The sequence below is a fragment of the Rhizobium mongolense subsp. loessense genome, assembly GCF_900099775.1.
Classification (GTDB): Bacteria; Pseudomonadota; Alphaproteobacteria; order Rhizobiales; family Rhizobiaceae; genus Rhizobium; species Rhizobium loessense.
The window spans coordinates 102,399-128,962 of record NZ_FMTM01000003.1 but is presented as its reverse complement, the minus strand read 5'-3'; the positions used below and the strand labels follow the sequence as shown (position 1 = coordinate 128,962).

Below are 26,564 nucleotides of genomic sequence, written 5' to 3'. Positions count from 1 at the left end.
TCTACCAGAAATGAGCGGCGGGCTCTTCGCCGCTCAACTCCCTCAGCCTGCGCCTCGTCGCTTCAGTCGTGCCGTCCGGCAGACCGTCGAGCGCGAAGAAGCCGCATTCGACAATTTCGCGATCCGGCTTGCGCGGCGCGGTCTGCTCGACCTCGGCGCGGTAAAAGACCACATGATCGCGCCGGCTCGCCGATGCGTTGAAATAGACATGGAAGAGCTGCGGCCTGCCGATAATTTTGAGGTTGCCCTCCTCGCGCAGTTCCTTGATCAGCGCTTCCTCAGCCGTCTCGTTGCGCTCCAGCCCGCCGCCAGGCATATGCCAGCCGGGAATGTAGCTGTGGCGGACGAGAAAAATCCGCCCCGAGGAATCGAAACAGGCCGCCCGCACACCCATGGTCATGCCGCGCGCGAGCGCGAAATAGCCATGCACGATCCGCATCAGCAGCTTGGATTGCCAGGGCCTGATTTCCTTGATCGTCATGGTTCTGTTTTCACTATTTCGTTCAATCGGATGTGTTTGATTTGTAAATATCCTGGTCTATGTCTCGTAGCATGTTCAAGCTCGCGCATATCTCGGATATCCACCTCGGCCCACTTCCCAATCTTTCATTCCGCGAGCTTTTCTCGAAGCGCATTACCGGTTTTGTGAACTGGCACCGCCACAGGCGCAAGCATCTTTTCGGTGGCACGCTGGATCTGCTCCTGGAGGATATCCGTGCGCGCCATGCGGACCACCTGGCCGTGACCGGCGACCTGGTGAATCTCGCAAGCGGCATTGAGATCCGCTCTGCCGCCGCCTGGCTTCGCGCGCTCGGAGAACCGGCGGAAACCTCCGTGGTTCCAGGCAATCACGACGCCTATGTGCCCGGCGCCTACGAGAAATCGATGCGCGCCTGGTATGACTATGTGCGCGGCGATCTCGCCCCAGCCGAATGGGAGGAGGACAAGCACATCTTTCCCTATCTCCGCGTCCGCGGCAAAGTCGCGCTCGTCGGCTGCTCGACGGCCGTCGCCACGCCACCATTTGCCGCCAGCGGCTTCTTTAGCCAGCGGCAGGCCCGCGAGACCGTCAACATGCTCCGCGCGGCCGGTGAAGCCGGCCTCTTTCGCGTCGTCATGATCCACCACCCGCCGATCCGCGGCGCGACCGCTTTCTACAAGCGGATGATCGGCATCCGCCGCTTTGCCGCCGTCGTCTCGACCGGTGGAGCAGAACTCGTGCTCCACGGCCATACGCACCTCAATACGCTCCACTGGCTGCGCGGCCAGACCGGTCCCGTGCCTGTGGTCGGCATTGCTTCCGCCTCGCAGGGACCGGGTGGCTTGAAGCCCCGAGCCGCCTATAATCTCTTCAGCATCGACGGTTCGCCCGGCGCCTGGGAACTAAGGGGCGAACGCTTCAGCTTGAACGACATGGGCGATGGAGTTTCGTCGGAAAGTATCGATATTTTCAAGCTTTAGATGGAAAAGCGGAATCTTTTTCGCCGCTTTTTGAATCATTTTCTGAAGCCGCTGCGATTTTCCGCCGGGCGATGCTTAAGCCCTTGGTATTTCCAAATCCCACTGTACAATCCGGCCGCAACCGCCGCCGATCAGGGAGCAAGCCATGCGCGCCGCAGCAAACCGCATCTGCCGTCTCACCTTCGCCCTCGGCCTTGCGGCCGGGCTCTCGGCACCGGCCTTCGCCGTCGGTGACGAAAGCGACGAGACGAGCCCGCCTCCAAAGACCGAAACCACGACCAAATGCTCCGATGGCAAGGTGTGGGACAAGAAGAGAAAGGAATGCGTCGCGCCGAAGAAGAGCGGCTTTAACGACGACGACCTCTACGAGGCAGCGCGCGAATTCGCCTATGCCGGCCAATATGAAAATGCCATCACCGTCTTGAACCTCGCCAGGAACAAGAACGATCCGCGCATCCTGAACTATCTCGGCTATGCAAACCGCAAGGCGGGCCGGATGGAGCTCGGAATGTCCTATTACCGCAAGGCGCTGCAAGCGGACGAAAATTATATCCTCGCACGATCATACATGGGCCAGGCCTTGGCCGAACAAGGCGACATCCCGGGCGCCCGCGTCCAGCTCGTCGAAATTCGCGACCGCGGCGGCGAAAACACCTGGGCTTATCGGGCGCTATTGCAGAGCCTGAACGGCTACCGGACCTATTGAAACGGGGCCTGCTCCGGCGACCAAGAGAGAAACCTTTGGGAATTCTTCGACCGCGCCCTCTTCTTCTTGCGCGGCAGTGCAAAATTGTTCCATAAAGGTCACTTCCACGATATATAAGCTTGGCCCACATCGGGTGCTTCGCCCCAACACATTCATGAAATGAGACTATGCGTCAGCCTGTAACGACCATCGATATCCGACGCGACCTGGTGGGCCTGCTCCCGCGGCTGCGGCGCTTCGCGATGACGCTTGCCGGCGATGCGGCTGCTGCCGACGATCTGGTGCAGGCGGTCTGTCAGCGTGCGGTGGCGAAGAGCCCCCAGTGGAGCGGCGAAGGCCGACTCGAAAGCTGGATTTACACGCTCGCCCGCCAACAGTGGAGCGACGATGGCCGCAGACGCAAGGCGCGACCGGCTTCCAAAGGCAACGTCACGGATATCCGCGACGCGGCGCGCGACCGCGCAGCCGTCGCCGATACCGATGCCATACACCGCATGCTCGCCGAAATGCCCGAAGGCATTTCGAGCGTCTTCCTGCTCGTCGCTGTCGAAGGACATACCTATCAGCAGACCGCCGACATCATGGGCATTTCGGCCGGCAGCGTGCCCGCGCAGCTTGCCGCGGCGCGGCTGCACTTCGCAAGCCACGCCGACGACCATCCTCACAGGTACTGAACTTTGCCCGATTTCAAAAAACTATCGCTTGATGCCCAGCTGACTGCCCTTCTCGACGGCGAAACGACGCCGGAACAGAAGCAGGAGCTGGAGCAGCGCCTCGCCACCGACGAAGGTGCGCGCCGGCTTTACGACAAGTTGCGTCACGGCGCCGATTTCGGCCGCCGCCGTCTGGACGATATCCTTAAGGAGCCGGTTCCACTGGCGCTCGTGCGCTCGATCAAGAGCGTCCAGCCGCCCAAGGCGCCGATCGCGCCGCGAACCACGCGCCCGTCGATGAAGCTCGCGCCGAGCGGCACGCAGGCGCTGGCCGCCGCGATCATCCTTTTTATCGTCGGCTGCGGCATCGGCTATCTCGCCGGCACGAGCCCTGGCGCTCCCGCGGGCAATGGCACGGCGCAGATCGTTGACGACAATGCCAGCAGCAAAAACTGGCTGAACGACATCACCGCCTACCAGCGCCTGATGATCCGCCAGCCGCGGCATATCGTCGAGGTACCCTCTACGCAGGCCGAGGAGATCTCCAACTGGCTGACGTCCACGGTCGGCGTCGCCTTCCGCGTGCCTGACTTGTCTACCGACGGCTGGACCTTCCAAGGCGCCCGCGTGCTTCTTGGCGACGGAAAGCCGGTCGGCCAGCTCGTCTATACGAGCACGGACGGCGATCTCATCTCCATCTGCTTCCGCAAGGATGCCCAGCCGCCCGAGTCCGAAGATTTCAAGGAAACAATCAGAGACGAAATCGGCCTGATCACCTGGCACAATGCCGGCACCTCCTACGTTCTGGCCGGACCTTCCGCCGAAGCCTCGCTCAGCCAGATCGCCATGGAAGTCGCAACCGCAATCTGAGCCTTACGGAACCACCACGACCTTGCCGCTGACGCCTCGGCTTTCGATGGCGCGATGCGCATCGGCAGCCTTGTCGAGCGGAAAACTCGCGCCCTCCGCGATGAATAGCCCGCCGGAGACGGCAAGCGAAAACAGCGCAGAGAGATCGTCCGCCAGCGTTCCAGTTAACAGAGGCAGCAGTGCAAATCCCTTGAGCGTCTGGTTTTTCTCGAACATGGAATTCAGGTCGGCAACCTCAAGCCGAAAGCGGCCCAGTGCAGCAAAGACAAGCTCTCCGCCCGGAGCAAGCGCTGCAAGGGAGGCACGTGTCACCTCGCCACCGATCGTATCGTAGATCAGATCGACGGGTGCATTCTCACGGAGGATCTCCTGCCAGCCCTCGGATGTATAGTCGATCGCCGCATCCGCCCCGAGCGTGCGGGCCAGCGACCTCTTCTTCTCGCTGCTTGCCGTCGCGATGACCGATCCGGCGCCCTCACGCTTCGCCAATTGCACCAGCAGCGAGCCAACGCCCCCGGCGGCCGCGTGGACAAGAACGGTTTTGTCGCGTGGCGGCGCCTGCCGCACCATATGCAGCGCCGTCAGCCCCTGCACCATCAGCGCAACCGCCGTCTCGAAGGACAATGCGTCGGGGATTAAGATCACTGACGCACGCGGCACGGCGACGTATTCCGCATAGCCCTCACCGCGCCCGAGCGCGAAAAGCGGAACGGCAACGCGAGCACCGATGACATCCGGATCAGCTCCCTCGCCTACCGCCTCGACAACACCCGCGATTTCAACACCGGGGATCATCGGCAATTCCGGCGTCACCGCATAGCGGTTGGCGCGCATCAGCACTTCGAAGTAGTTGACGCCTGCAGTACGGACGCGAACGAGCACGTCGCCTTCGCGCGGTGCCGGTTTCGGCAGCTCGACGACCTTGAGAACCTCAGGGGGACCGAAATGGTCGTAGCGGACGGCTTTCATGGGCAGACCTCACGTTTGAATGGCGTGAGCAGCGCTTTATCAGTAAGCTCGGCGGCGGGAATACACACTCTTTCGTGCCATACCCACCAGGAAGTGACCATGGCTGAACCCATCAAAAGACTGCCCAAATTGCCGGTCGAACGCGCCCTAAAGGTGATCGCCGGGCGCTGGAAACCGGTTATCCTCTACTACGTTTTCTGCGGCCCGAAGCGCCTCTCGGAGCTGAAACGCATGATGCCGGAGATCACGCAGAAGGTGCTGATCCAGCAGCTACGCGAAATGGAGGAACATGGACTGGTAAGGCGCGAGGTGTTTGCCGAAGTTCCCGCGCGCGTCGAATATACAGCAACCGAGCTCGGGCTCGGGCTTGAACCGGTGCTGCTGGCGCTCTGCCAATGGGGTCAGCGCCACGCCGAGGCGCAGAATGAAATCGCCGACATTGCCGACTGCATCGTCCGCCCGCGCAAGGCATCTTTCGCCGCCTGAGGGGGAAACGCGCAGCCAGCAACGCCCGCTGCGCAATCTCGATCAGTTCTTCCCGGCTCTCACATCCAGCACACGGTTGGCCGCCGAGACGATCGCTTCGAGCGAGGCGCCGACGATATTGGTGCTAATGCCGGCACCGAAGAGTTTGCCGCCGGGATAGGCGGTTTCGACGTAGGAGATGGCCGCCGCATTCGAGCCGTGCTGAAGGGAGTGCTCGGAGTAGTCTTGGACCGACATCTCGATGCCGAGATAGTGCGAGAGCGCGTTGATGAAGCCGTCGATGGGGCCGTTGCCGCGACCTTCGATACGCTTCGTCTCGCCATTGTCGATAATCTCCGCGGCGACGACACGCACGCCCTTGTGCTCTGGATCGGCGAAGGTGTGATGATCGACGAACTTAATGCGGCCCGCGGGCTGCGTCACGTAGCGCTCGATGAAGCGGTCGTAGATGCGGCGCGACGGCAGTTCCTTGCCTTCCTCGTCGGTGATCCGCTGGATGTCCTCGCGGAACTCGACCTGGAGATTGCGCGGCAGATTGAGCCCGTAGTCCTGCTGCAGGATATAGGCGATGCCGCCCTTGCCGGACTGCGAGTTGATGCGGATGATCGCCTCGTAGGAGCGGCCGACATCCTGCGGGTCGATCGGCAGATAGGGCACTTCCCACACCGGATGATTGGCGATCTTGATCGCCTTCATACCCTTGTTGATCGCATCCTGATGCGAGCCGGAAAAGGCCGTATAGACCAGTTCGCCGACATAAGGGTGGCGCTCGCCGATCCTCATCTGGTTCGAATATTCGAAGACGCTCTTGATGCGCTCGATATCGGAGCAGTCGATTTGCGGATCGACGCCCTGTGTGAACATGTTGAGCGCCATCGTCACGACATCGACATTGCCCGTGCGCTCGCCGTTGCCGAACAGCGTGCCCTCGACGCGGTCGGCGCCTGCCAGCAGACCGAGCTCAGCTGCCGCAATACCGGTGCCGCGGTCGTTATGCGGATGCAGCGAGACGATCAGGTTCTCGCGACTGTCGAGATTGCGGCACATCCATTCGATCTGGTCGGCATAGACGTTCGGCGTCGCCATCTCGACGGTGGAGGGCAGGTTGATGATCAGCTTGTTGTCCGCCGTCGGCTTCATCACTTCGATGACGGCATTGCAGATTTCCAGCGCAACTTCGAGCTCGGTACCGGTGAAGCTTTCCGGCGAGTATTCGAAGCGGTAGGCGCCGGCTTTCGACGCCATGTCGGTGATCATCTTCGCCGCATCGACGGCGATCTGCTTGATACCCGGCACGTCCTTGGCAAAAACCACACGGCGCTGCAGCTCACTCGTCGAGTTGTAGAAATGCACGATCGGCTTGTTGGCACCCTCCAGCGCCTCGAAGGTACGGGTAATCAGCTCAGGGCGGCACTGAACCAGGACCTGCAGCGAAACGTCGTCCGCCACATTTCCTTCCTCGATGCACCAGCGCGCAAAGTCGAAGTCCGTTTGCGAGGCGGAAGGAAAACCGATTTCGATTTCCTTGAAGCCCATATCGAGCAGTAGCTGGAACATGCGAGCCTTGCGGTCATGGCCCATCGGGTCCACCAGCGCCTGATTGCCGTCGCGAAGGTCGACGGAGCACCAGACCGGCGCCTTGCTGATCGTCTTCGTGGGCCAGGTGCGGTCGGGAATGTTCACCTGCGGGTACGGGCGGTATTTCACGCCTGCGGATTGCATGCCTTTTGCGGGATTTCGCGTGGTCGCGTCCATTATCTTCTTCCTTGTCCCGGCAATTTGCTCCGCGTCTTAGCCCATCATGGTGGGCTTGGCGACAACAAATGCGGACTTGTTGGTCAATGTTTGAATTCAGAAAATTCGTCGCGAGGAGCGATAGGGCCAGCGGGCTTTCGGCCGCCGGGCGCTCCTCAAAGGACCCGGCAACCGCGAGTAAGGCCGAGAAGAAGAAGCGACGTCAGGGCGCGCGTGTTGTCACGCAGGGCAACGCGGCCGCGGACAATGGTGTCGGAAACTTTTGCGCCAGTGGTATTCATGCCCGCACTTATAGCTGCCGAACAAAAAAACGGCAACCCCCCGCCTATTTTCTTGCCGCCTGCACGAAACGCGACAGTGCAAGCATCAGCCCGCCGGCGACGAGCCCCCAGAACGCTCCGGAAATACCGGCGAAGGAAACGCCGGATGCCGTCACTAGAAAGGTGATCGCCGCAGCCTCGCGAGATTCCGGCGCCTGAAAGGCTGCCATCGCCGATCCGGAGAAGGCGCCGACGAGGGCCAGCCCTGCGACCGCCTGAATCAGGATCGGCGGCGCCAAAGCCACGAAGGCTGTCACGGCACTGGCAAGCAGACCGAACACCACATAGCCGGCGCCGGAGATCAGCGCCGCCCAATCCAGCTGCTATCAAGAAAAAGGGGCAACGCTTGCCGCGCCGCCCCTCATTCGAGCCCTCAGCCCGCCCTTTCCCCACCGGGGCGAAGTGAAATCAAATCTCGCTCTGTGACGTTACGATCCGCGAAACCAGGCCGTAAGCCTTGGCTTCTTCGGCCGAAAGCCAATAGTCGCGGTCAGTGTCGGCGGCGATCTTCTCGATCGACTGGCCAGTGGCGGTCGCCATGATCTTGTTCAGACGCTCGTTCATCTTGATGATCTCGCGTGCCTGGATCTCGATGTCGGAGGCCATGCCGCGCGTGCCGCCGGACGGCTGGTGCAGCAGGAAGCGCGTGTTCGGCAGGCAAAGACGCCGTTCCTTCGGTACCGCGACGTAAATCAGCGCGCCGGCCGAGGCGACCCACCCGGTGCCGATCATCCAGACCTTGGGCTTGATGAACTTGACCATGTCATGGATCGAATCGCCGGATTCGACGTGACCGCCGGGCGAACTGACATAGATACGGATGTCCTCGTCGCTGGCTGCAGCAAGCGCCACGAGCTGCGAGCAGACCTTCTGGGCGATTTCCTGGTTGATCGGCCCGTAGATGAAGATCGAACGCGACTTGAAAAGATTCGCCTCCGTTTCCTTGCCGAGCGGCAGCTCCTTCGTCTTGTCGTCGTCTTGTTCTTCGTCGTTCATTCGAACCTCTCTTACTTCCAAATCGGGTTCCTCGCACATAGTGCGACTCAATGGGTAAAACAATGCGGGAAAAAGACAAGGCACGGAACGGGTGAAGATATTCTTATGACAAACCGGCGATATGCTCGCATTCTGCCGGAGCGCTCGAAAGCGGAGGAGAAAATGACATCGGAAATGCTGCGCGCGGCTATCCGCAACAATGCGCTCTGGTGCAATGCCGTCTGCCAGGCTCAGGGCGTGCCCGGCGAATTTTCCGCAACCCTCTGGCTTCACCGCCAGGGCACGCCGCCGTTTTATCCGGACGTCATAACGCTGACGGGCGCTGATAACGCGCGCGAGCAGGAGGAAGCGATAGCTGTGCTGATCCGCTCGCGAAAAGGCGGCTGGGGCGTCAAGGACAGCTACGCCGCGCTCAACCTTACTCCTCTCGGTTTCGAAAGCTTGTTCGAGGCCGATTGGATCGGCATCGAGACGGTTGGGATTCATGCGCCGAAAGAGCAGTCCCTGACATGGAAGCGGATCACAACGGCGGTTGAACTCGAGCTTTGGCAAAGAGCCTGGGGCGCCGGCGACCCGCCGCAGACAACGCCGATCTTCGCTGAATCGCTGCTGCGCAATGCGGATATCGCCTTTCTTGCCGCCTTCGAGAGCGAAGCGCTCTGCGGCGGCGGCATTCTCAACCGCCAGTCGAATGTGGTCGGCCACTCGAATGTCTTTGCCATCAAAAAGAGGGAGCGCGTCATCCGCGCCGGGCTGGTCCAGAAGGCGGCCGAGATCTTTCCCGGCATGCCGATCGTCGGCTACGAGCACGGCGATGATTTGAGCGATGCGCTGGAGCTCGGCTTTACGTCGCTCGGCCCGCTGCGCGTCTGGGTTCGGTCCTGAGCGCCTTACCGAAATGTAACGCGCTGCGGCTTTGAAAAGCCAAAATCGGTTCCTACCTCATCCTCAGGCGGCCATGTCCGCACGAATGACACAAGGAAGACAGCTATGTCACCGGAAGAACGCCAATTGCTGGCCGGCCTCTTCGACAGGATCCGCACCGCCGCCGCGACACCGCGCGACCGCGAAGCGGAAGCCTTCATCGATCAGGGCGTGCGCGAGCAGCCCTATACGACCTATTATCTGGCGCAGGCCGTCATCGTTCAGGAAAAGGGTCTTGAAGCGGCTGCCAACCACATCAAGGAACTGGAAGAGCGCATCCGCCAGCTCGAGGCCGGCGAAAGCCAACATCACCAGGCCGAACAGGGTGGTGGTTTTTTGAGCTCGATCTTCGGCACCGGCCAGGCGCAGCAGCCAGCACCGACCTCGGATCCCTGGGGCAATGCGCCGCGTCAGACCATCCATCAGGATCGCGGTTACGACGAACCCGTCCGCCCGATGCGGCAGCAGCCGAGCGGCCCCTGGGACCCGCAACCCGGCGCGCCTTCTGCTGGCGGCAGCTTCCTTCGCGGCGCGCTCGGCACCGCAGCCGGCGTGGCGGGCGGCATGCTGCTTGCCAATTCGCTGAGCGGCATCTTTGGCAATCATATGTCGTCGCTCGGCTGGGGCTCGCCTTTTTCCGGCAGCAACCCTTTCGGCAATGCCGGTGCTCCCGCCGAGGAGACCGTCATCAACAACTACTATGGCGATCAGAACCCTCAGGTTGCCGATGACACCAATAACAATGACATCCGGCAGGCCGACTACAGCAGCGACGACAGCAATGATGACGACGTCGCTAGCGATCAGTCCGGCGACGACAGTTTCGATGTCTGATCGATCGGCCTAAGCGTCAGCCGCGGCCGCGATAGGTCGCGACACCCTGGTCGGGCAGCCACACGCCTTCGGGCGGCTTGCCTGTCTGCCAGAAGACGTCGATCGGAATGCCGCCGCGTGGATACCAATACGCGCCGATCCGTAGCCACTTCGGATCGAGCAGTTCGACGATCCGCTTGGCGATATAGATCGAGCAATCCTCATGGAAGGCGCCGTGGTTGCGGAAGGAATGCAGGAAGAGCTTCAGCGACTTCGACTCCACCAGCCATTCGTTCGGAATGTAATCGATAACGATGTGGGCGAAATCCGGTTGGCCGGTCATCGGGCAGAGGGAGGTGAACTCCGGCGCGGTGAAGCGGACCACGTAGTCGGTGCCCGCATGGTTCGACGGCACCTTCTCCAGCACCGCCTCTTCCGGCGACTTGGCTGTTTCGGTCTCTTTTCCCAGCATCGACAGGCTGGAAACATCGGTTTTCGGCATTAGACGTCCTTTACGACTTTGACGCGGATTCCATGGGCCCTTTCGCCCTCGGGCTCGACGTGAATGGCAATGCTGGCGCCCGGATGCACCGCGCGGATGGCATCTTCAAGGCAGTCGCAGATATCGTGCGCCTGCCTTACCGGCATTGTGGCTGGAACCACAAGATGAAAATCGACGAAGGTGACAGACCCCGCCCGGCGGGTCTTCAGGTCGTGAACGCCGATCGAGCCCGCCGCATGCGTGGCGATCGCCTGCTTGATCGCCTCCTCTTCCTCCGGCTCCACCGCCTGGTCCATCAGCCCACCGATCGAATGCGAGATCACCTTCCAGCCCTGATAGAGGATGTTGACGGCGACCAGGATCGCAAGCACCGGATCGAAGATCGGATAGCCAGTCGCGATCGCCAGAAACAGGCCGATCAGCACGCCGACGGAGGTCACGACGTCCGACATGATATGCTGGCCATCGGCGGAAAGCGCCGCCGAGCGGTGTTTCCGGCCAGTCCGGATCAGCAGCTGCGCCCAGACCGCGTTGATCACGCCCGCCGCGAAATTGATCGCGAGGCCGAGCGCAGGCGCGTCAAGCATGCGCGGCGCCGCCAAATGGCCGATCGCCTCATTGACGATCAAAAGCGCAGCGACCACGATGAGCGCTCCTTCGGTCACCGCCGAGAGATATTCCGCCTTGTGGTGCCCGAACGGATGGTCGTGGTCCGCAGGCTTCTGCGCGTAGCGAATGACGAAATAGGCAATGAAGGCGGCAACGACATTGACGGTCGACTCGAGACCGTCCGAAAGCAGCGCGACCGAGCCGGTGACCCACCACGCTGCCATCTTCAGTCCCATGACACCAAGCGACAGTGGAATGCTCCAAAGCGCCAGCCGCTGAACCGCGAGATTGCCTTGTCCGTCCATATCGATCACCCTGCCGGCCCCAGTGCGGATGCGAATGAATTGCAGCATTTGGCCTATTCAAACGCAAAACCGCCCGCGCGAAAATCGCGCAGGCGGTCAATGCGGGTGATATGGGGGATTATCGATACTTTGTCAAATTGGACGGCCCGCGATATCGATTGACGAAAATTACATAACAAGTTATATAACTGCTGATTGATTGCGGAGGTTTGGAGGTTTCCTGTGGTTGACGACGTCGTGCGAACCCTCGGTTTTCTGTGCATGGGCAGTCGTTTCCGCCGCATCGGGGAGCGACTGCAGGCCGATACCCAGCAGATCATCGAAGAATACGGCATCGTCATACAGGCTGCCCAATATCCGTTTCTCGCAGCGCTCGATCGCGCCGGCGCTCTGACGATCGGCGAGCTTGCGCAGGCGGTCGGCATCACGCAGCCGGGTGCGACACGGACAGTAAGCCAGTTGCTGGAATTGGGCTTGGTCGACATGCAGGCAGCACCCGACGACCAGCGACGGCGATTGATCTCGCTTTCCCGGAAGGGACAGGAACTCGTCGACTACTCGAAACAATCGGTGTGGCCGCGGATTTCGGCGGCCGTCGCCGATCTTTGCGGCGATCTGAACGGACCGATCCTCGCGCAGCTCGCCGCCATCGAGGACGGTCTTGCCGAAGCTGCCCTTGCCCGCCGCGCCGCGAAGGAGGAAACGACATGAGACATATTCTCGACCGTCCGATCTGGAGCGCGCTCGACACCGCGCATGCGAGCCTCGCCGAAGGCAACGCGCAAGCCCGGCGATACCCGCCGTCCATCGTTCCCTTCGCGGCCTCGGCGGATGATGCGCCGGAAAGTCTTGAGGCATTGGAAAACCTCCCGGAAGCCGACGAAACGATGCTGCTTGTCGAAGCCGGTCCAATCGCCATTCCACGAGGGTTGGCTGCTGTTTCCGAGGGTTTAGCCGTCCAGATGATCGCCGAACGGCCGCATGAGAGGATCACGGATTCACGTATACAGCCGCTAAGTGAGGCCGACGCCGAGGAGATGCTGGCGCTTGCGACCTTGACCAAGCCCGGTCCATTCACGCGGCGGGCGCAGAGCCTCGGCACCTTCTGGGGGATCAAGGCTGAAGGCAGGCTCATCGCCATGGCCGGCCAGCGGCTGCGGCAGACCGGCTTTGCGGAACTGAGCGGGCTTTGCACGCATCCGCAATTCCAGCGGCGCGGGCTTGGAACGTTGCTGTTTCGTTTTGTCGCCGGCGAGATCGCCGCCCGGGGCGAAACGGCGTATCTGCATGCCTATGCGAACAATACGCCGGCAATCGACCTCTATAGGTCGCTCGGCTTCAGGCTGCGGTCCGACATGAACCTGCGCGTCGTCAAACGCCGCGCATAAACGGCCGATCCACAGCAGTGAACCGGCCGAAGTGCGGGCGTCCGCTCAAGCCGCCTTCGTCTTCGCCCTACGCGCCAGATGCGCCACCACGTTCTCGATCATCCGCATGCCGGCGTCGCCGCCGAGCGTCATGATGGATTCCGGGTGGAACTGGACGGCGGCGATCGGCTCCTTCGCGTGCTCGATGCCCATGATCGTGCCGTCCTCACTTTCTGCCGTGATGATGAAATCACGCGGAAGGGTCGAGGGATCGGCGAAGATCGAGTGATAGCGGCCGACCGTCACCTCTCTGGCGAGGCCCGAGAAGACGATGCCCGGCTCCAGCACCCGGATGCGCGACGGCTTACCGTGCATCGGCAGCGCCAGATGGCGCAACTCGCCACCATAGGCTTCGGCAAGCGCCTGTAGGCCGAGGCAGACGCCGAAGATCGGCAGGTTACGGGCGCGCGCCCTCTTGATCGTCGCCTTGCAATCGAAATCCTTCGGATTGCCAGGTCCCGGCGACAAGACGACGAGGTCCGGGTTCAGCCGGTCAAAAATCTCCTCCGGCACCGGCGTGCGCACGGTCGAAACCGTCGCTCCGGTCTGGCGGAAGTAGTTGGCCAGGGTATGGACGAAGCTGTCTTCATGGTCGATCAAGAGGATGTTGACGCCCTTGCCGACGGCGGCAACGTCGCGCTGGATCTTGCCGGCGTTGCCGGCCTTGGCATCGCGGATAGCAGAAAGCATAGCGGAGGCCTTCAGTTCGGTTTCGGCTTCTTCTTCGTGCGGGTCGGAATCATTGAGAAGAGTCGCCCCTGCCCTGACTTCGGCGATGCCGTCCTTGATGCGCACGGTGCGCAGCGTCAGCCCGGTGTTCATGTCACCGTTGAAGCCGACCATGCCGATCGCCCCACCATACCACGCGCGCGGGCTCTTCTCATGGCTTTCGATGAAGCGCATCGCCCAGAGCTTCGGCGCACCGGTGACGGTGACGGCCCAGGCATGCGACAGGAAGCCGTCGAAGGCATCCATGTCATCGCGCAACCGCCCCTCGATATGGTCGACGGTGTGGATGAGGCGCGAATACATCTCGATCTGCCGGCGGCCGATGACCTTGACCGAACCCGGCTCGCAGACGCGGCTCTTGTCGTTGCGGTCGACGTCCGAGCACATCGTCAGCTCGGATTCGTCCTTCTTGGAGTTGAGCAGCTTCAGTATCTGTTCGCTGTCGGCGATCGGATCGTCGCCGCGCTTGATCGTGCCGGAGATCGGGCAGGTCTCGATGCGGCGGCCCGAAACGCGCACGAACATTTCCGGCGAGGCGCCGACCAGATATTCCTGGTTTCCGAGGTTGATGAAGAAGGAATAGGGCGACGGATTGATCGCCTTCAACCGCTTGGAAATATCCGAAGGCCTGCTTTCGCAGCGCTCCATGAATTTCTGCCCCGGCACGACCTCGAAGAGATCGCCCTTGCGGAAACTTTCCTTCGCCTTGATGACGAGTTCTGCGTACTCGCCCGGCCGATGATCGCTCTTCGGCGGAATGGCGTCCGTCTGCCTGAAGGGTTCGGGCGCGATCTCGCCCTTCCTGCCCTCGGTCGTCAGGCCGTCTTTGGCGAAATCATAGCGGTCGATCCAGGCCTTGGCGGAATAATTGTCGACGACAAGGATTTCGTCCGGCAGGTAGAGCACCATGTCGCGCTGATCGGAAGGGCGCGTGAGCTTTAGATTGATCGCATCGAACTGGAAGGCGAGATCGTAGCCAAAGGCGCCATATAGGCCAAGACTGGCGTCAGCCTGCGAATAGAAGAGGTCGGTGACGGCGCGCAGAACGGTGAAGACCGTGGGCATCTTCGAGCGTTCTTCTTCGGTGAAAACGCGATCGGGCATCTTCACCTTGAGCTCGAGGCGGCGCGCGGTGGTAGCACCAAGCTCCAGCTCGGTAACGGTCTTCAGCCTCTCCGTCACGAAGGCGAGCAGCACTTCGCCACGCTCGTTATAGGCTTCGATCCAGACGTCGCGCCCGAAAGAGGAGAAGCCGAGCGGCGGATCGACGACGGCCGTGTCCCAGCGTGTATAACGACCCGGATATTCGTAGTTGGAGGAAAAGACCGCGCCGCGACGCTCATCGAGCTTGTCGACATAGGAGATCACGGCATCGGCATAGGGGATCGCCCTGCGCTGCCGGGTAACGGTAACGCCGCCCCTCGTCTCGTAGATTTCCGCACCATCGTCCCGAAGGATCGTTACCATTGTTCCACTCCGTTATCGGGGCCTGGACGACAGGCGGCCTTAAAAAACAAAAAAAGCCGCCTCGAAGTCTCGGGCGGCTCACTCGTCGTCTTTGAACACGATTGGTCGAGGCCGCCTCAGCGAGCCCACCACCAAACAGCAATGTTCAACGACGTCTTCATGGGAGGATTGTTAGCGTGAGATTGGGGGAAGCGCAAGAGCGGTTTTGAGCGGGTTCGGGTTCGCTTTCGCCGGCTGGCACCAGTTGAAGCGAACCCGCTAACCCGAACTACCAATCGAGCTGCTTGCTCAAAGTGATCTTGAACGTGCGCCCCTTGGCGTAATCGTTCGACGTGTTTTCCCGATAGTATTGATCGAAGAGATTGTTGACGCTGGCCTGGACCTGCCATCCCTGCATCTCACCGCTCTGCGGCCTCCAGGAGGCGAAGATATCCACTGTCGTCCAATCAGGTGCCGGCACGACGAGATGGTTGGGCGTGGAACCGGAGGATGCAGCCGTTCCGCGGACGCTGTTCTGCGCCTCGAAGGCATGCGTTACGCGGGTGCCGTATTCGATGTCGCGCTCGGGAAGCCGGCCGCCCAAGGTGAAGGCGATCTTGTGGGCCGGCACGGTCGGCAGCGGCTTGTTGTAGTTCACCCCATCACTGCGGTCCTGGCCCTGCGTGCCGGTATAGGCAAGCTTGGCGAAAGCGTAGTCCGATTCGTACGCCCCTTCGACTTCGACGCCATAGATGCGGGCCTTGCCGACATTGTAGAAATAGGAGGACGCGCCCGTGCCCGTCGTAGCGATGAGGTTCTCCAGGTCATTGTAGAAGGCCGTCGTCTTGAAACTGATGTTGTCCCCCGCCTGGAATATGTCATCGCGTGTTGCTGTAAAGCCAACTTCGTAGTTGTTGGACTTTTCCTTCTTGAGGTCCAGGCTTGTTCCCTTGCTCCAGGTGTAAAGCTCATCCAACGTTGGCAGACGTTCCGTGTGGGCAATCGATCCAAAAACGCCGAATTCGTCGGTGAGCTTGTAATGGGCGGCAAGCTTGGGCGAGAAAGCCTGATCGTTGACGTCGACGGCATTGCTGAAAGCCGCCGTGGAATCGCCGGGCTCTCTCCAGACGAAGTCGCCGCGAACGCCGCCGATGATGGTCAGCCGCTCGTTATAGACGAATTCGTTCTGCGCGAAGAGTCCGACCTTGTTGTCGGTGCCTTCGGGATGTGTGGCGATCGCACCGGGCGTCGGGCTGGTCGCAAGCGGCGAATCCGCGGTGCGGTCCTGATGGCTCAGTTGGGTACCGTAGGTCAGGTAGTTTACCCAGCTATCGCCGGAGAACTCAGATGTATTCTGGAGATTGGCCTGCCATGTGCGGTAGCCGTAATCGGCATCGATGATGTTCGAGAAACCGCCGAGCGTTCCATCGCTCTGGTCAACCGAAGTATCAGAGTATGAGAGACTGGCCTTGAGGTCGAGCCACGGATTGTCGCTGACGGGATTTTCATAGCTCAGTACCGCTGTATCATCGATTACATGGCGGTCAACAGTACCGAATGCGGCCTGTGTGCCGGTCTGTGCATAGTCCTGGTCGTTAGCATCGCTGTCCCAATGCTGATAGGACAAGCGCAGCGTCTGCTCGTCGCCATCGCCGAAATGGAAAGTCCCTTTGGCAAGACCTGACCACGACTGGAAGTCGGAACCCGACAGGTCGCTGCCGTCTCCCAACTCGAATTGGCTGGACCCACGCTTGTTAAGCATGCCGAGGAATTCGGCGCCTTCGTTGAAGCGATGCGCGAAAATAGACGAGCCGAGGTAGCCGTTGCCATTTGTTTCGTAGCTGCTCTTGAGCCTGAGAGCGTTGTCATAGCCCTCCTGCAGAAAGTCGGAGGCATCCTTGGTGGTGAAGTTGATGACGCCGCCGAGGGCACCGGCGCCGTAAAGCGTGGAAGAGGCCGGCCCGCGCAGTACCTCCACGGATTTGTAGAGCTCAGGGTCCGAGAAGAACGATCCCATCCGGTACTGTTCGTAGAATTTCTGGGCTCCGTCCACATTCACCACGATGCGCGAGCCGTCGGCGGAATCCTCGGTGGAGCCGATGCCGCGGATATTGAACGCCTCGCCGAAGACACGGTCGCTGCCGGCTATGGAGACGCCAGGCACATCCTTGAAGATATCACCGATCGTTTCGGCCTGGAGGTCATCGATATCCTTTTGATCGAGAACGGTAACGGCCTGCGGCGTATCTATGGCGATCTTGCGCTGTCCCGCACCGACGACGATCTTTTTAAGCGGCGTTACGCGATCGGTCTTCTGGGAAGCTGCCTCCTCTTCCTGGCTTTGCGAGTATGCCGGGAAGCCAGCGCCAAAGACGAACAATGCAGTGCAAGCCAAAAGAATGGCGCGCGAATTGCGGACTATCATTAAACCAACCCTCTAGGATGAATCGCTACCGGGCTGGCTGGTCGGTGCGCGTCAGGCGCTCGAGGGGCTGGCTAGGCTTTTCGGATTTGCGGCGGGACCCAACATTCCGCCTTCTTTCTGCCGCATAAAAAACATGAGTATGATTGTCAATATAAACGCTCGGTTTATGTTGAATTAAATCATCAAGTTTTGACGGCGTACCAAATCGTTGCGAAATTGCAACGAAATCCGCCCTCATGCGTTGCCCCTTTTCCATCGGCAGCCATGGACGGTTGAAGCTTGAAGAACATCGCAATTGCAGCGGCCACCGCAACCCTGATCATCCTTACTGGCGCAAGCCTCCCAGACAAAGGTCCCGTCCCGCACAAAAAGCCGCAGATTGCCGGCGAAGCCGAAACACCAGCACAAACGGCGCCAACCCCCGAACCGAGGCCATCAACCGTTAACGATGCACAGAGCACACCCACCCCTCAAAATGAGACGCCGTCGGAGGCGGCAAAGCCGCAGGACAAGAAGCCGGAGAAGTTCGGCCCGCCGGCACCCGGCACGTTGGAAGCTCAGAACTTGACCATCGAGCCGGAAAGCGAGGCCGATCACGCGGAATGCGTGAGGGAATTGCAGGCGCTTGGCTCGGTCTTCAAGGATATCCCGCGCATCGATGATGGCCACGGCTGCGGCATCGACAAGCCGATCAGTCTTGTGGAGGCGCTTCCCGGCATCAAGGTGAAGCCAGAAGCGACATTGCGCTGCCCGACGGCTCTGGCGCTTGCCCGCTGGATGAAGGAGAGTGTCGTTCCCGCCGCCAACGCCGCCGCGAAGGAACAGGGCCGGATCACGGCGGTCAATCAGGCGTCGTCATACGTCTGTCGCCTGCGCAACGGCGCGGAGATAGGAAAGGTTTCCGAACATGCCCGCGGCAATGCCATCGATATCGCAAGCTTCGGTTTCGAGAAGGGCGATGCCATTGCGGTAAAGCCGCGCCGGGATGATCCGACCCTCACCGGCGCCTTCCAACGCACAGTCAGCGCCTCCGGCTGCCTCTATTTTTCCACCGTGCTAGACCCCGAAAGCGATAGCGCGCATGAGACGCATTTCCACATGGACGTGCTGCAGCGCAAGGGAGGATTTCGGTATTGCCACTAGCGAGGGTCGCTAATGCTCCGATATCTGGATCTGGTTGCCGAGCCGATCGCCACCTCAGTTGTTTGCACGTCGCGTGCACACATACGGCTTCTTGACGCAGGCGATCTTTGGCGTGGAGCATTCGGCCCTGCCGTCGATCATGGCGCAGATCGAACACTGGTCGCTGAACTCCAAGCAGCCAGGGGTGTTCTTGATGAAATCCGCCATGCTCTGTTGCTCGGCGGACGGCGCATCGGCGGCCATGGAACCAGTCGCTGCACACATTGCAAGGACCGCCACTGCGGTGAAAATAGAGTTCCGCAGCAGACTCAAAACAATCCCTCGATATAACCCTGCTCATTTAGGAATATCCGCTCGGCGGATGGCGATTTCGGCAACCCCGGCATTGTCATGATTTCTCCTGTTATGACGACGACGAACCCGGCGCCTGCCGAAAGCCGCACTTCGCGCACCGATACGATATGGCCCTCGGGCGCGCCGCGAAGGTTCGGATCTGTCGAAAAGGAATACTGCGTCTTCGCCATGCAGACAGGCAGGTTGCCGTAGCCTTGCTCCTCCCAGATGATGAGCTGGTCGCGAACCGCCTTGTCCGCCGTCACCTCGCCGGCATGATAGATCTTCGAAGCAACGATCTCGATCTTTTCGAACAGCGGCACGCTGTCGGCATAAAGCGGCTCGAATCTCGCCTGGCCGGATTCCGCCAGTTCCACCACCTTGTAGGCGAGATCCTCGATGCCAGCCGAGCCCTCCGCCCAGTGGCGGCAGAGGATCGCTTCGGCGCCGTGGCGAGCAACGTATTCCTGGACGGCTGCGATTTCCTTGTCCGTGTCCGAAACGAAATGGTTGATCGCGACCACGACCGGGACGCCGAATTTCCGCACATTCGCGAGATGCCGCCCGAGGTTCGAACACCCCTTGACGAGTGCCGCGACGTTTTCTGCCGCCAGATCCTCCTTCTTCACGCCACCGTTCATCTTCAGCGCGCGCACCGTGGCAACGATCACCGCCGCATCGGGCTTCAGCCCCGCCTTGCGGCATTTGATATCGAAGAATTTCTCTGCGCCAAGATCGGCCCCGAACCCCGCCTCGGTCACGACATAATCGCCGAGCTTCAGAGCCGTCTTCGTCGCAATCACCGAGTTGCAGCCATGGGCGATATTCGCGAACGGCCCGCCATGGACGAAAGCCGGATTGTTCTCCAGCGTCTGGACAAGGTTCGGCTGCATCGCGTCTTTCAGGAGCACCGCCATCGCGCCGTCCGCCTTCAGGTCGCGGGCATAGACTGGCGTCTTGTCGCGGCGATAGCCGATGATGATGTTGCCGAGGCGGGCTTCGAGATCCTTTAGGTCCGTCGCCAGGCAGAGGATCGCCATGACTTCCGAAGCGACGGTGATGTCGAAGCCGTTCTGGCGCGGAAAGCCGTTGGCAACGCCGCCGAGCGAAGACACCATTTCGCGCAGCGCCCGGTCGTTCATGTCCATCACCCGGCGCCAGGTTACGCGGCGCAGGTCGATGTCCAGTTCGTTGCCCCAGTAGATATGGTTGTCGATCATCGCGGCGAGCAGGTTGTGCGCGGCGGTGACCGCATGGAAATCGCCGGTGAAATGCAGGTTGATGTCTTCCATGGGAATGACCTGCGCACAGCCGCCGCCGGCAGCACCACCCTTGACGCCGAAGCATGGCCCGAGTGACGCTTCGCGGATGCATACGACGGCCCTCTTGCCGATCCGGTTGAGACCGTCGCCGAGGCCGACGGTGGTCGTCGTCTTGCCCTCGCCCGCCGGTGTCGGGTTGATGGCGGTGACAAGAATCAGCCTGCCATCCTTCTTCCCCGCCTGCGCGGCGATGAACTCCGCGCGGACCTTCGCTTTGTCGTGACCATAAGGTGCGAGATGTTCTGCCGGGATGCCGAGCATCGCGCCGATCTCGAAAATGGGCTTCTTACTTGCCGCACGCGCAATTTCGATATCGGACTTGATGGCCACGCTGGTCTCCCCGGGAGCTTATGCTTCTCACCCCGGAACATGCCGCGATCCCCGCGCCGGAAACAAGACCCCGAATGCCGCTTTTTCACTGCCTCCACCACAATCGCACGTCACTCAGGGACGCAGCTTTCGAGAGCGTGTTCTAACGTTTAAAGTGCGGAAGCTTTCCCGAGGTGAAAACGGCAAAGGATCACGGCGTGCCGAGCCCGACCTATGTCGTTCAGCTCTATAACGCCCCGGCGCCATCAGATGTCGAGGGAATGGAACAGAAGGCTTGTTGTTACCAGGGCATCGGGACTGACGGCACGTGGTGGGACAAGGCGCTCGGCGGCAGCACCGGCAATGGGCGATACGGTCGGCTCGCTTGGCATTCCCGATGACATTGCGTTTCTCAATCTTTAGTTGCTGCCCGCTGCCGCCTTGTTGACCGAGATTACCTGTTCGAGCGCCAAGCTGCAGATTGTCGGGGCAGCCGCCGGCCATTGACCCGCGACGGCTCCGATATTTAAGCGGACCCCGTGAAGCATTCCGACGAGATCATGGAGTGCCCATGGTCAAAGGCGGCTTCGATTTTCTTGTCAAGGCACGCGTCGCCGGTATGGAGGCCCACCGGGCAATTTCTTTGCGAAGTGATTCTGCCGCTGCGCGGCGTGCGCAAGCCCACACTTATGCAGTAGAAGAAGAAACAAAGCCAGCCAGACTGCTACCTGTATAATACTAAAAACAACCACAGAGAGTGGCGGTGTGATTAATTTTTAACAGTATGATTTAATCAGCGTATCCCAAGTCGATTAGGGCTAGCGTGACCGCCAATTAGCGTATTTTATAGCTTTAATATGAAGGCAAGGCGGGGCGCATTATGTCTTACATGACTACCTCCGAAAGGCAGTCACTTTTATCGGCAGAATTGGCATCGGCGCGAACGCGCGCTCTTTTTGTCCAGGCCTTGCACAGGATTGCAGATGCTTTTGGGTTTGCCCACTATACGCTGATGAATAAGCCGTCCGCGGGAGACCTGTTTCTCAAACCGCTAGTAATCGAAACCTCGCTGACGGGCACGTATCTCAGAGAATTCGACCGCGCTCATACGTTGCGCGCTTGTCCATTTTCGATGGTGCTCGGAGAGTCCGTCGCCCCGCAAAAATGGAGCCTCTCTGATCCACCAACGTCTGAGATGTTTCGCTGCGAACTCCGAAGCCTGATGCTCCAGCACAAAATGCCGGTCAGCGTCGTTTTGCCGGTCAATGGGGCAGACGGCAAGCGGCTGGTTTTCTGGTTCTCGGGCGACCGAGCAGCGCTCAGCCAGAGCGAGATGAACGAACTCACGGTGATCGTGCTTCACGCCTTCGACGCCTTCAGTGCGGTCAAGCGCAACGAAGACAGCACCTATCATGCGCTTTCCGCACGCGAGCTCGAAGTTGTTCGCTGGACAGCCCAGGGCAAGACCTCGGTGGAAATCGGCCAGATCCTCGCCCTCTCCGATCACACCGTAAACGCCTACATGACGAACGCCATCAAAAAACTTGATTGCGTGAACCGCACACAGTTGGTTGCAAAGGCTATCCGATTGAAGCTCATCACCTGAGAAACCATAAGCCAATCAGGTAGCGCAGACCTTCGAGCACGAGAACCTGCCCACGGTTGGATTTCACTGCGCTGCAGGGTCGACAACCGGCGCGGCCGCTACAAGATGGCGATATCGATCAGACGTTTCCGCGGCACCGAGATCGTCCGCGTCACCGACGAATTGGTCGAAGCGGTTCGCATTGCGGAGATCAAAGACAATTCGACTCGACCCTGACGATCAGCGGTCGAGGACGGAACGCATTTCCACGAGGTTCGACCGGACCCGGAGGATGTAAAAGCCCATCGTCGCCAGATGGCTCGGCATGATCCAGCCGTCCTCGCGACCATTGGAAATGATCGCCGGCTGGATGCGCAGGGCCGCTCGAAACTGCTTTGTCGTGCCGCTCCAGATTGCGCCAAGATTGCGCTCAGCCACCACCTGCGAAAAGTCCGACTGTGCTGCCGAAAGGATGGCGTAATAAGCGTAGAGCTGCCCATAGGCGAACCAGAAACGGTCATCAGCGCGCGTGTCGAACCAGCCGCGATTGTGATTTTCGGAGCGCTCCGCCAGCATGTCGGACGTGCCGCCGAGATCGTTGGCAATGCGGTCGATGAACTGGATGAGGTTGTCGGCACGGCCGTCAAAAACAGCATTGCAGCTGGCAAGGTCGGCATTGAACTTGCGCAGGCTGCCGATGGCCGAACGGTAGTAGCTCGGCGTCGGCGTCTTCGGCCCGAACGGATTGAGCCCGAAATACCAGCTGTATTCGTCGAATTGCAGATTGCCGCGGGCGCTCTGAAGATCGTTGTTAATGCCGGAGGTGCCGCGCACGCGCCCGAGCGTATCGACAAGCTCGGCCGATGTCCGCCTGGCCGCCTGATTGACTCCGCGCTGGAAGGACGCCTTGTTGTCGAGGAACGGCGTATGATCCCAGTCGATGCCGAAAAGCCCGAAACGGTAGAGCAGCATGGACGATATCCATGCGTTCTGGTTGACGTTGAAGTCGGTCAGATCGGCAGCGACATCGACGATCGCAGAACGCTGGCAGGTCTTGGCCGCAGGTGCTGCACCGCCGGCAACAGGCAGCTCCTGGCCGGCCGGGACCTTGCGCTCCGAAAGACGGTACTGGTCGACGAAGGACGGATTGAAATTCGACCAGACCTGCGTCTGCCAGAAGAAGTAGGCGTAAAGGACCGCAAGCAGCGCCGCGAGCGCAATGATGGGAATTCGGATCATCCAAGTCCGGCGCTGATACCAGCCATGAGCGGCAAGGAAGGGCCAGAACGCCCAGGCGGCAAGAAGGCTGAACCAGCGGGCGATCGTGCGGCCGATCAGCCTGAAGAAACCGGCGATCCGGTCGAGCATGCCCTTCTCCTAGCAGAACGTCAGAAATTTCTGCTTTCACATATGTGTTTGCTCGATCGAGCACAACATGAAGGAGAGATTTTTAACGGATCGCGCAGGCCAGAAAGATCAGGGATCGCGATTATTGCCTTTAAGCCGTCATCTGGAGCGCAGGAAGCGCAGGGTGAACCTCGAAGGCTTTTGCGTCAGGTCGATGATCGGGGCATCGGCCGCGTCGTGGCTTTCGGCAAAAGTTGCGAACTTCCTGGCGAAGTCCGCATCCGCTGCCGCCTTGCGCCGTCCGATTTCCTGGGGAACAAGCATACCCTTTTCGAAGAGCGAGATCGGCCCGGCGATATGCGGAAACAGCTCTTGCGTTATCTTCCGTTTCGAACCCGGAGCGTCGGCATCCACCTGCGCCTGATAGATGATCAGCCGCTCTTCCGTATCGATCGAAAGCTTGCGGGCCAAGGCATTGCAAAGACCGATCTGGCTGTTCAACCCGTCGACAAGCGCCTGGAACATTGTAATGAAGCGTTCGCGGCGCTGGCTTTCGTGGCGCATCGTCTGCTCTTCTTCGACGATCTTGTCGGCCTCCACCTTGAGCGCGCGCCGCTCCGCCTCCATTCGCTCCCATTCGGTCTTGCCGCCGTAGAGGCCGATGCGCCCCTGCGTCGTCAGCGCTTTTGCGTTCAGCTCCTTTACGCGCAGCCGCGCAATATCGATGGCATCGACAAGGCGGCGGCGCTGCCCGACAATCGTGACAACGCCGCGCTCAGCCGCCTTGTGGCAGGCAAGTGCGAAGTCGCGGTGGCTGCCGACCAATCCCGCAATGGTGTTCGATTTCGACAGCAGGTCGAGCAGACGCTCGATCACGGGGGCTGCGCGCACACGTTGACTGTGGAGATGCCACATGCGCTGCCTCGAAAACCAGCCGGTCAGCTTCTCGCGCGCGGTCAGGCCGCGGAAGCTGTCCAGATCCGCCGAAACCTCCGCCGTCATGCGGTCGAGGCCGGCCATCATTTCGCCAAGCAGCCCATCGAACTCCACGCGCGCTGTGGCAAAAGCCTGGAACCGATCGCGCTGCGCCAGAAACGCCTCGTCGTCAGATTGCGCTGCGTTGCGCGCAAAGTCCTCGATGAAGGCAGCACACGCGGCTGCGTCGGTGCGCAGGGTTGAGACAAGCGCATCGGCTGCTTCAAATAGACTGTCGAACGAGGGAGTTTTGCGCACCGGCTTCTCCAGAGAATCTCCGAGCTTAGCCTAGCCGCTCGGAGGCCGAAGCTCAAACCGCCTCGGCGCGCCATTCGCCGTTCATTGCATCGTCCCAATGCCTGCGGCAGAGCGATACGTATTTCTCGTTGCCGCCGACTTCGATCTGCGCGCCCTCGCGCGCAACCTCGCCGTCAGCACCGAGCCGCACGACCATTGTCGCCTTGCGGCCGCAATGGCAGATTGTGCGCACCTCGCGCATCTCGTCTGCAATCGCCAGCAGTTCCTCGGAAGCCGGAAACAGCTTGCCCTGGAAGTCGGTGCGAAGCCCGTAGACCATGACCGGTATGTTCAGCCGGTCTACCACGCGGGCGAGCTGCCAGACGTGCTCGCGCGTCATGAAATTCGCTTCGTCGACGAAGATGCAGGCGATCGGGCCGCCTTCGCTGCTCAATTCCTTGATGAGACCGAAAAGATCGGTATGCCCCTCGAAAGCGATCGCGCTCGCTTCCAGCCCGATGCGCGAACCGATGATACCCTTGCCGGTGCGCTCGTCGAAGGCTGCGATCAAAAGCACGGTGCGCATACCGCGTTCCTGGTAATTATACGACGCCTGCAGCAGCATGGTCGATTTGCCGGCGTTCATGGTAGAGTAGTTGAAATAGAGTTTTGCCATCGATTTCTCCGTATTTTGCTTCCTGAACGCTGGAAACGGCAAAGAAAAGACCGCAGAATCGATAATCACAGGAAATCCGGAGGCAAAAATCGTAAAATGCCCGGGAAACCGGCCGTGTCATGAAAAATGCGACACGTCGCATTCGGGGTAGCCAATGCGGCGCAAACACACTGAGGTCGCTTGTAAATGTCGGCTATTGATGCTTGGCTTGGGAACCTAAGACTGGGAGTCTAAAATGAAAACAACAAGCGCATTCAAACTAATCACCGCCACTGCAGTTGCCGCACTTTCCATCGCAACCGCATCATTTGCCGCAGAACCCGAAAGTTGCTCTACCGTCCGTTTCTCGGACGTAGGCTGGACGGACATTACCGCAACAACCGCCGCCGCCGCGGTCGTTTTGAAGAGCCTCGGCTACGAGCCGGACGTCAAGGTCCTCTCTGTACCGGTCACTTATCAGTCGCTGAAGAACAAGGACATCGACGTGTTCCTCGGCAACTGGATGCCGGCACAACAGAAGGACGTCCAACCTTATCTCGACGACAAGTCGGTTGAATCCATCGGAGCCAATCTCGAAGGTGCCAAGTACACGCTTGCCACCAACGCCAAGGGAGCCGAAATGGGCATCAAGGACTTCAGCGATATCGGCAAGCACAAGGACGCTCTTGACGGCAAGATCTACGGGATCGAACCGGGCAACGACGGCAACCGCCTTGTCATGACCCTGATCGAGAAGAACGAGATGGGAATGGGCGGACTTGAAGTCGTCGAGTCCTCCGAACAGGGTATGCTGGCGCAGGTTGCCCGTGCCGAAAAGGACGGTAAGCCGGTCGTATTCCTCGGTTGGGCACCTCATCCGATGAACGAGAACTTCAAGATGACCTATCTCACGGGTGGCGACAGCACCTTCGGCCCCAACTTCGGCGGCGCGACGGTCTATACCAACACCCGCGCAGGCTTCGTCACCGAATGCCCGAACGTCGGCAAGTTCGTGTCCAACTTGAAGTTTAGCTTGGAGATGGAAAACCAGATCATGGGCAAGATCCTCAATGATGGTGAGGATCCGCAGGTCGCGGCAACCGAATGGCTGAAGGCAAATCCGACAGCAGTCGAGCCCTGGCTCGCCGGCGTCACGACCAAGGACGGCAAGGACGCCGCCGCGGCCGTCAAGTCCGGCCTCGGCCTTTGAAACTGATGAACGGGGCGGCCCACGCGCCGCCCCTTTTTGTTTCATCCTGATC

General features: G+C 60.3%; 25 protein-coding genes and 2 pseudogenes. 13 read left to right on the top strand and 14 right to left on the bottom strand.

Annotation, left to right across the window (positions count from 1 at the left end; all coding sequences use genetic code 11):
- Nucleotide 1: 1 nt before the first annotated feature.
- Nucleotides 2-481 carry an NUDIX domain-containing protein gene (locus BLP23_RS11835; protein WP_233426684.1) on the bottom strand — a complete coding sequence of 160 codons (480 nt, stop codon included), beginning with the start codon at nt 479-481 and terminating at the stop codon, nt 2-4.
- Nucleotides 482-552: 71 nt separating this feature from the next.
- Here BLP23_RS11835 and BLP23_RS11830 point away from each other — a divergent pair, with 71 nt between their 5' ends.
- From BLP23_RS11830 to BLP23_RS11815, 4 genes are all read left to right on the top strand, one after another.
- A complete protein-coding gene (locus tag BLP23_RS11830) occupies nt 553-1,461 on the top strand; it encodes a metallophosphoesterase family protein (protein WP_028739499.1) in 909 nt (302 codons plus the stop codon).
- Nucleotides 1,462-1,606: 145 nt separating this feature from the next.
- Entirely contained in the window at nt 1,607-2,167 is a 561-nt protein-coding gene (locus BLP23_RS11825; RefSeq protein ID WP_092585076.1) for a tetratricopeptide repeat protein, read from the top strand.
- A gap of 167 nt (nt 2,168-2,334) precedes the next feature.
- Complete coding sequence (locus BLP23_RS11820; protein WP_092585075.1) at nt 2,335-2,841, top strand: RNA polymerase sigma factor; 507 nt, start codon at nt 2,335-2,337, stop codon at nt 2,839-2,841.
- A 3-nt stretch (nt 2,842-2,844) separates the two neighbouring features.
- Entirely contained in the window at nt 2,845-3,690 is an 846-nt protein-coding gene (locus BLP23_RS11815; protein ID WP_092585074.1) for an anti-sigma factor family protein, read from the top strand.
- 3 nt (nt 3,691-3,693) lie between these two features.
- Here BLP23_RS11815 and BLP23_RS11810 read toward each other — a convergent pair whose 3' ends face one another.
- Nucleotides 3,694-4,659, bottom strand: a complete 966-nt coding sequence (locus BLP23_RS11810; RefSeq protein WP_092585073.1) for a quinone oxidoreductase family protein — start codon at nt 4,657-4,659, stop codon at nt 3,694-3,696.
- 2 nt (nt 4,660-4,661) lie between these two features.
- On the opposite strand from BLP23_RS11810, the pseudogene BLP23_RS11805 reads away from it, so the two are divergent.
- Nucleotides 4,662-5,145 (top strand): annotated as a pseudogene (locus BLP23_RS11805) (winged helix-turn-helix transcriptional regulator); the annotation flags it as partial.
- A 42-nt stretch (nt 5,146-5,187) separates the two neighbouring features.
- Here BLP23_RS11805 and leuA read toward each other — a convergent pair.
- From leuA to BLP23_RS11790, 3 genes and pseudogenes are all read right to left on the bottom strand, one after another.
- A complete protein-coding gene (gene leuA, locus BLP23_RS11800; RefSeq protein WP_092585072.1) occupies nt 5,188-6,900 on the bottom strand; it encodes a 2-isopropylmalate synthase in 1,713 nt (570 codons plus the stop codon).
- Between the two features lie 325 nt (nt 6,901-7,225).
- Nucleotides 7,226-7,534, bottom strand: a pseudogene (locus BLP23_RS11795) (benzoate/H(+) symporter BenE family transporter); the annotation flags it as partial.
- Between the two features lie 94 nt (nt 7,535-7,628).
- Nucleotides 7,629-8,216: an ATP-dependent Clp protease proteolytic subunit gene (locus tag BLP23_RS11790; RefSeq protein WP_022714176.1), complete on the bottom strand. Its 588-nt coding sequence runs from the start codon at nt 8,214-8,216 to the stop codon at nt 7,629-7,631.
- Nucleotides 8,217-8,378: 162 nt separating this feature from the next.
- Between BLP23_RS11790 and BLP23_RS11785 the strand changes: the two genes are divergently transcribed.
- Both BLP23_RS11785 and BLP23_RS11780 read left to right on the top strand, forming a co-directional pair.
- Nucleotides 8,379-9,101, top strand: a complete 723-nt coding sequence (locus BLP23_RS11785) for a hypothetical protein (protein ID WP_139187055.1) — start codon at nt 8,379-8,381, stop codon at nt 9,099-9,101.
- Nucleotides 9,102-9,206: 105 nt separating this feature from the next.
- Nucleotides 9,207-9,974, top strand: a complete 768-nt coding sequence (locus BLP23_RS11780) for a DUF2076 domain-containing protein (protein ID WP_092585070.1) — start codon at nt 9,207-9,209, stop codon at nt 9,972-9,974.
- A 16-nt stretch (nt 9,975-9,990) separates the two neighbouring features.
- Here BLP23_RS11780 and queF read toward each other — a convergent pair whose 3' ends face one another.
- Together queF and emfA are read right to left on the bottom strand one after the other, a co-directional pair.
- On the bottom strand, nt 9,991-10,455 hold the full coding sequence (queF, locus tag BLP23_RS11775) for a preQ(1) synthase (RefSeq protein ID WP_074061884.1): 465 nt from the start codon (nt 10,453-10,455) through the stop codon (nt 9,991-9,993).
- Entirely contained in the window at nt 10,455-11,369 is a 915-nt protein-coding gene (emfA, locus tag BLP23_RS11770; protein WP_092585556.1) for a CDF family cation efflux transporter EmfA, read from the bottom strand. The genes queF and emfA overlap by 1 nt, the downstream gene beginning before the upstream one ends.
- A 222-nt stretch (nt 11,370-11,591) precedes the next feature.
- Here emfA and BLP23_RS11765 point away from each other — a divergent pair, with 222 nt between their 5' ends.
- Nucleotides 11,592-12,080 (top strand): MarR family winged helix-turn-helix transcriptional regulator, encoded by a 489-nt coding sequence (locus BLP23_RS11765; RefSeq protein ID WP_092585069.1) that lies wholly within the window; start codon nt 11,592-11,594, stop codon nt 12,078-12,080.
- The gene (locus BLP23_RS11760) at nt 12,077-12,757 is read left to right on the top strand and encodes a GNAT family N-acetyltransferase (RefSeq protein ID WP_092585068.1); all 681 of its coding nucleotides are present in this window, start codon (nt 12,077-12,079) and stop codon (nt 12,755-12,757) included. The genes BLP23_RS11765 and BLP23_RS11760 overlap by 4 nt, the downstream gene beginning before the upstream one ends.
- A 45-nt stretch (nt 12,758-12,802) precedes the next feature.
- Here the strand turns inward: BLP23_RS11760 and BLP23_RS11755 are convergent, their stop codons facing one another.
- Both BLP23_RS11755 and BLP23_RS11750 read right to left on the bottom strand, forming a co-directional pair.
- The gene (locus tag BLP23_RS11755) at nt 12,803-14,992 is read right to left on the bottom strand and encodes an anthranilate synthase (RefSeq protein ID WP_092585067.1); all 2,190 of its coding nucleotides are present in this window, start codon (nt 14,990-14,992) and stop codon (nt 12,803-12,805) included.
- 268 nt (nt 14,993-15,260) lie between these two features.
- Entirely contained in the window at nt 15,261-17,396 is a 2,136-nt protein-coding gene (locus BLP23_RS11750) for a TonB-dependent receptor domain-containing protein (protein WP_092585066.1), read from the bottom strand.
- A 279-nt stretch (nt 17,397-17,675) separates the two neighbouring features.
- Between BLP23_RS11750 and BLP23_RS11745 the strand changes: the two genes are divergently transcribed.
- A complete protein-coding gene (locus BLP23_RS11745) occupies nt 17,676-18,539 on the top strand; it encodes an extensin-like domain-containing protein (RefSeq protein ID WP_092585065.1) in 864 nt (287 codons plus the stop codon).
- 54 nt (nt 18,540-18,593) lie between these two features.
- Here the strand turns inward: BLP23_RS11745 and BLP23_RS11740 are convergent, their stop codons facing one another.
- Entirely contained in the window at nt 18,594-18,782 is a 189-nt protein-coding gene (locus tag BLP23_RS11740; RefSeq protein WP_233426683.1) for a hypothetical protein, read from the bottom strand.
- Nucleotides 18,783-18,847: 65 nt separating this feature from the next.
- The gene (locus BLP23_RS11735; protein ID WP_092585063.1) at nt 18,848-20,524 is read right to left on the bottom strand and encodes a formate--tetrahydrofolate ligase; all 1,677 of its coding nucleotides are present in this window, start codon (nt 20,522-20,524) and stop codon (nt 18,848-18,850) included.
- Nucleotides 20,525-20,697: 173 nt separating this feature from the next.
- On the opposite strand from BLP23_RS11735, the gene BLP23_RS33100 reads away from it, so the two are divergent.
- Together BLP23_RS33100 and BLP23_RS11725 are read left to right on the top strand one after the other, a co-directional pair.
- Complete coding sequence (locus BLP23_RS33100; protein ID WP_139187054.1) at nt 20,698-20,904, top strand: DUF2235 domain-containing protein; 207 nt, start codon at nt 20,698-20,700, stop codon at nt 20,902-20,904.
- A gap of 479 nt (nt 20,905-21,383) precedes the next feature.
- Nucleotides 21,384-22,109, top strand: coding sequence for a helix-turn-helix transcriptional regulator (locus BLP23_RS11725; RefSeq protein WP_092585062.1), 726 nt, complete (start codon nt 21,384-21,386; stop codon nt 22,107-22,109).
- Between the two features lie 219 nt (nt 22,110-22,328).
- On the opposite strand, the gene BLP23_RS11720 is transcribed toward BLP23_RS11725, so the two are convergent.
- The 3 genes from BLP23_RS11720 to BLP23_RS11710 all read right to left on the bottom strand — a co-directional run bounded on the left by BLP23_RS11720 (nt 22,329) and on the right by BLP23_RS11710 (nt 25,323).
- Nucleotides 22,329-23,456 carry a DUF2333 family protein gene (locus BLP23_RS11720; RefSeq protein ID WP_092585061.1) on the bottom strand — a complete coding sequence of 376 codons (1,128 nt, stop codon included), beginning with the start codon at nt 23,454-23,456 and terminating at the stop codon, nt 22,329-22,331.
- A gap of 138 nt (nt 23,457-23,594) precedes the next feature.
- Nucleotides 23,595-24,668, bottom strand: a complete 1,074-nt coding sequence (locus tag BLP23_RS11715) for a hypothetical protein (protein WP_092585060.1) — start codon at nt 24,666-24,668, stop codon at nt 23,595-23,597.
- Between the two features lie 52 nt (nt 24,669-24,720).
- Complete coding sequence (locus BLP23_RS11710; protein WP_092585059.1) at nt 24,721-25,323, bottom strand: thymidine kinase; 603 nt, start codon at nt 25,321-25,323, stop codon at nt 24,721-24,723.
- Nucleotides 25,324-25,558: 235 nt separating this feature from the next.
- On the opposite strand from BLP23_RS11710, the gene BLP23_RS11705 reads away from it, so the two are divergent.
- Nucleotides 25,559-26,512, top strand: a complete 954-nt coding sequence (locus BLP23_RS11705; RefSeq protein WP_092585058.1) for a choline ABC transporter substrate-binding protein — start codon at nt 25,559-25,561, stop codon at nt 26,510-26,512.
- Nucleotides 26,513-26,564: the final 52 nt, after the last annotated feature.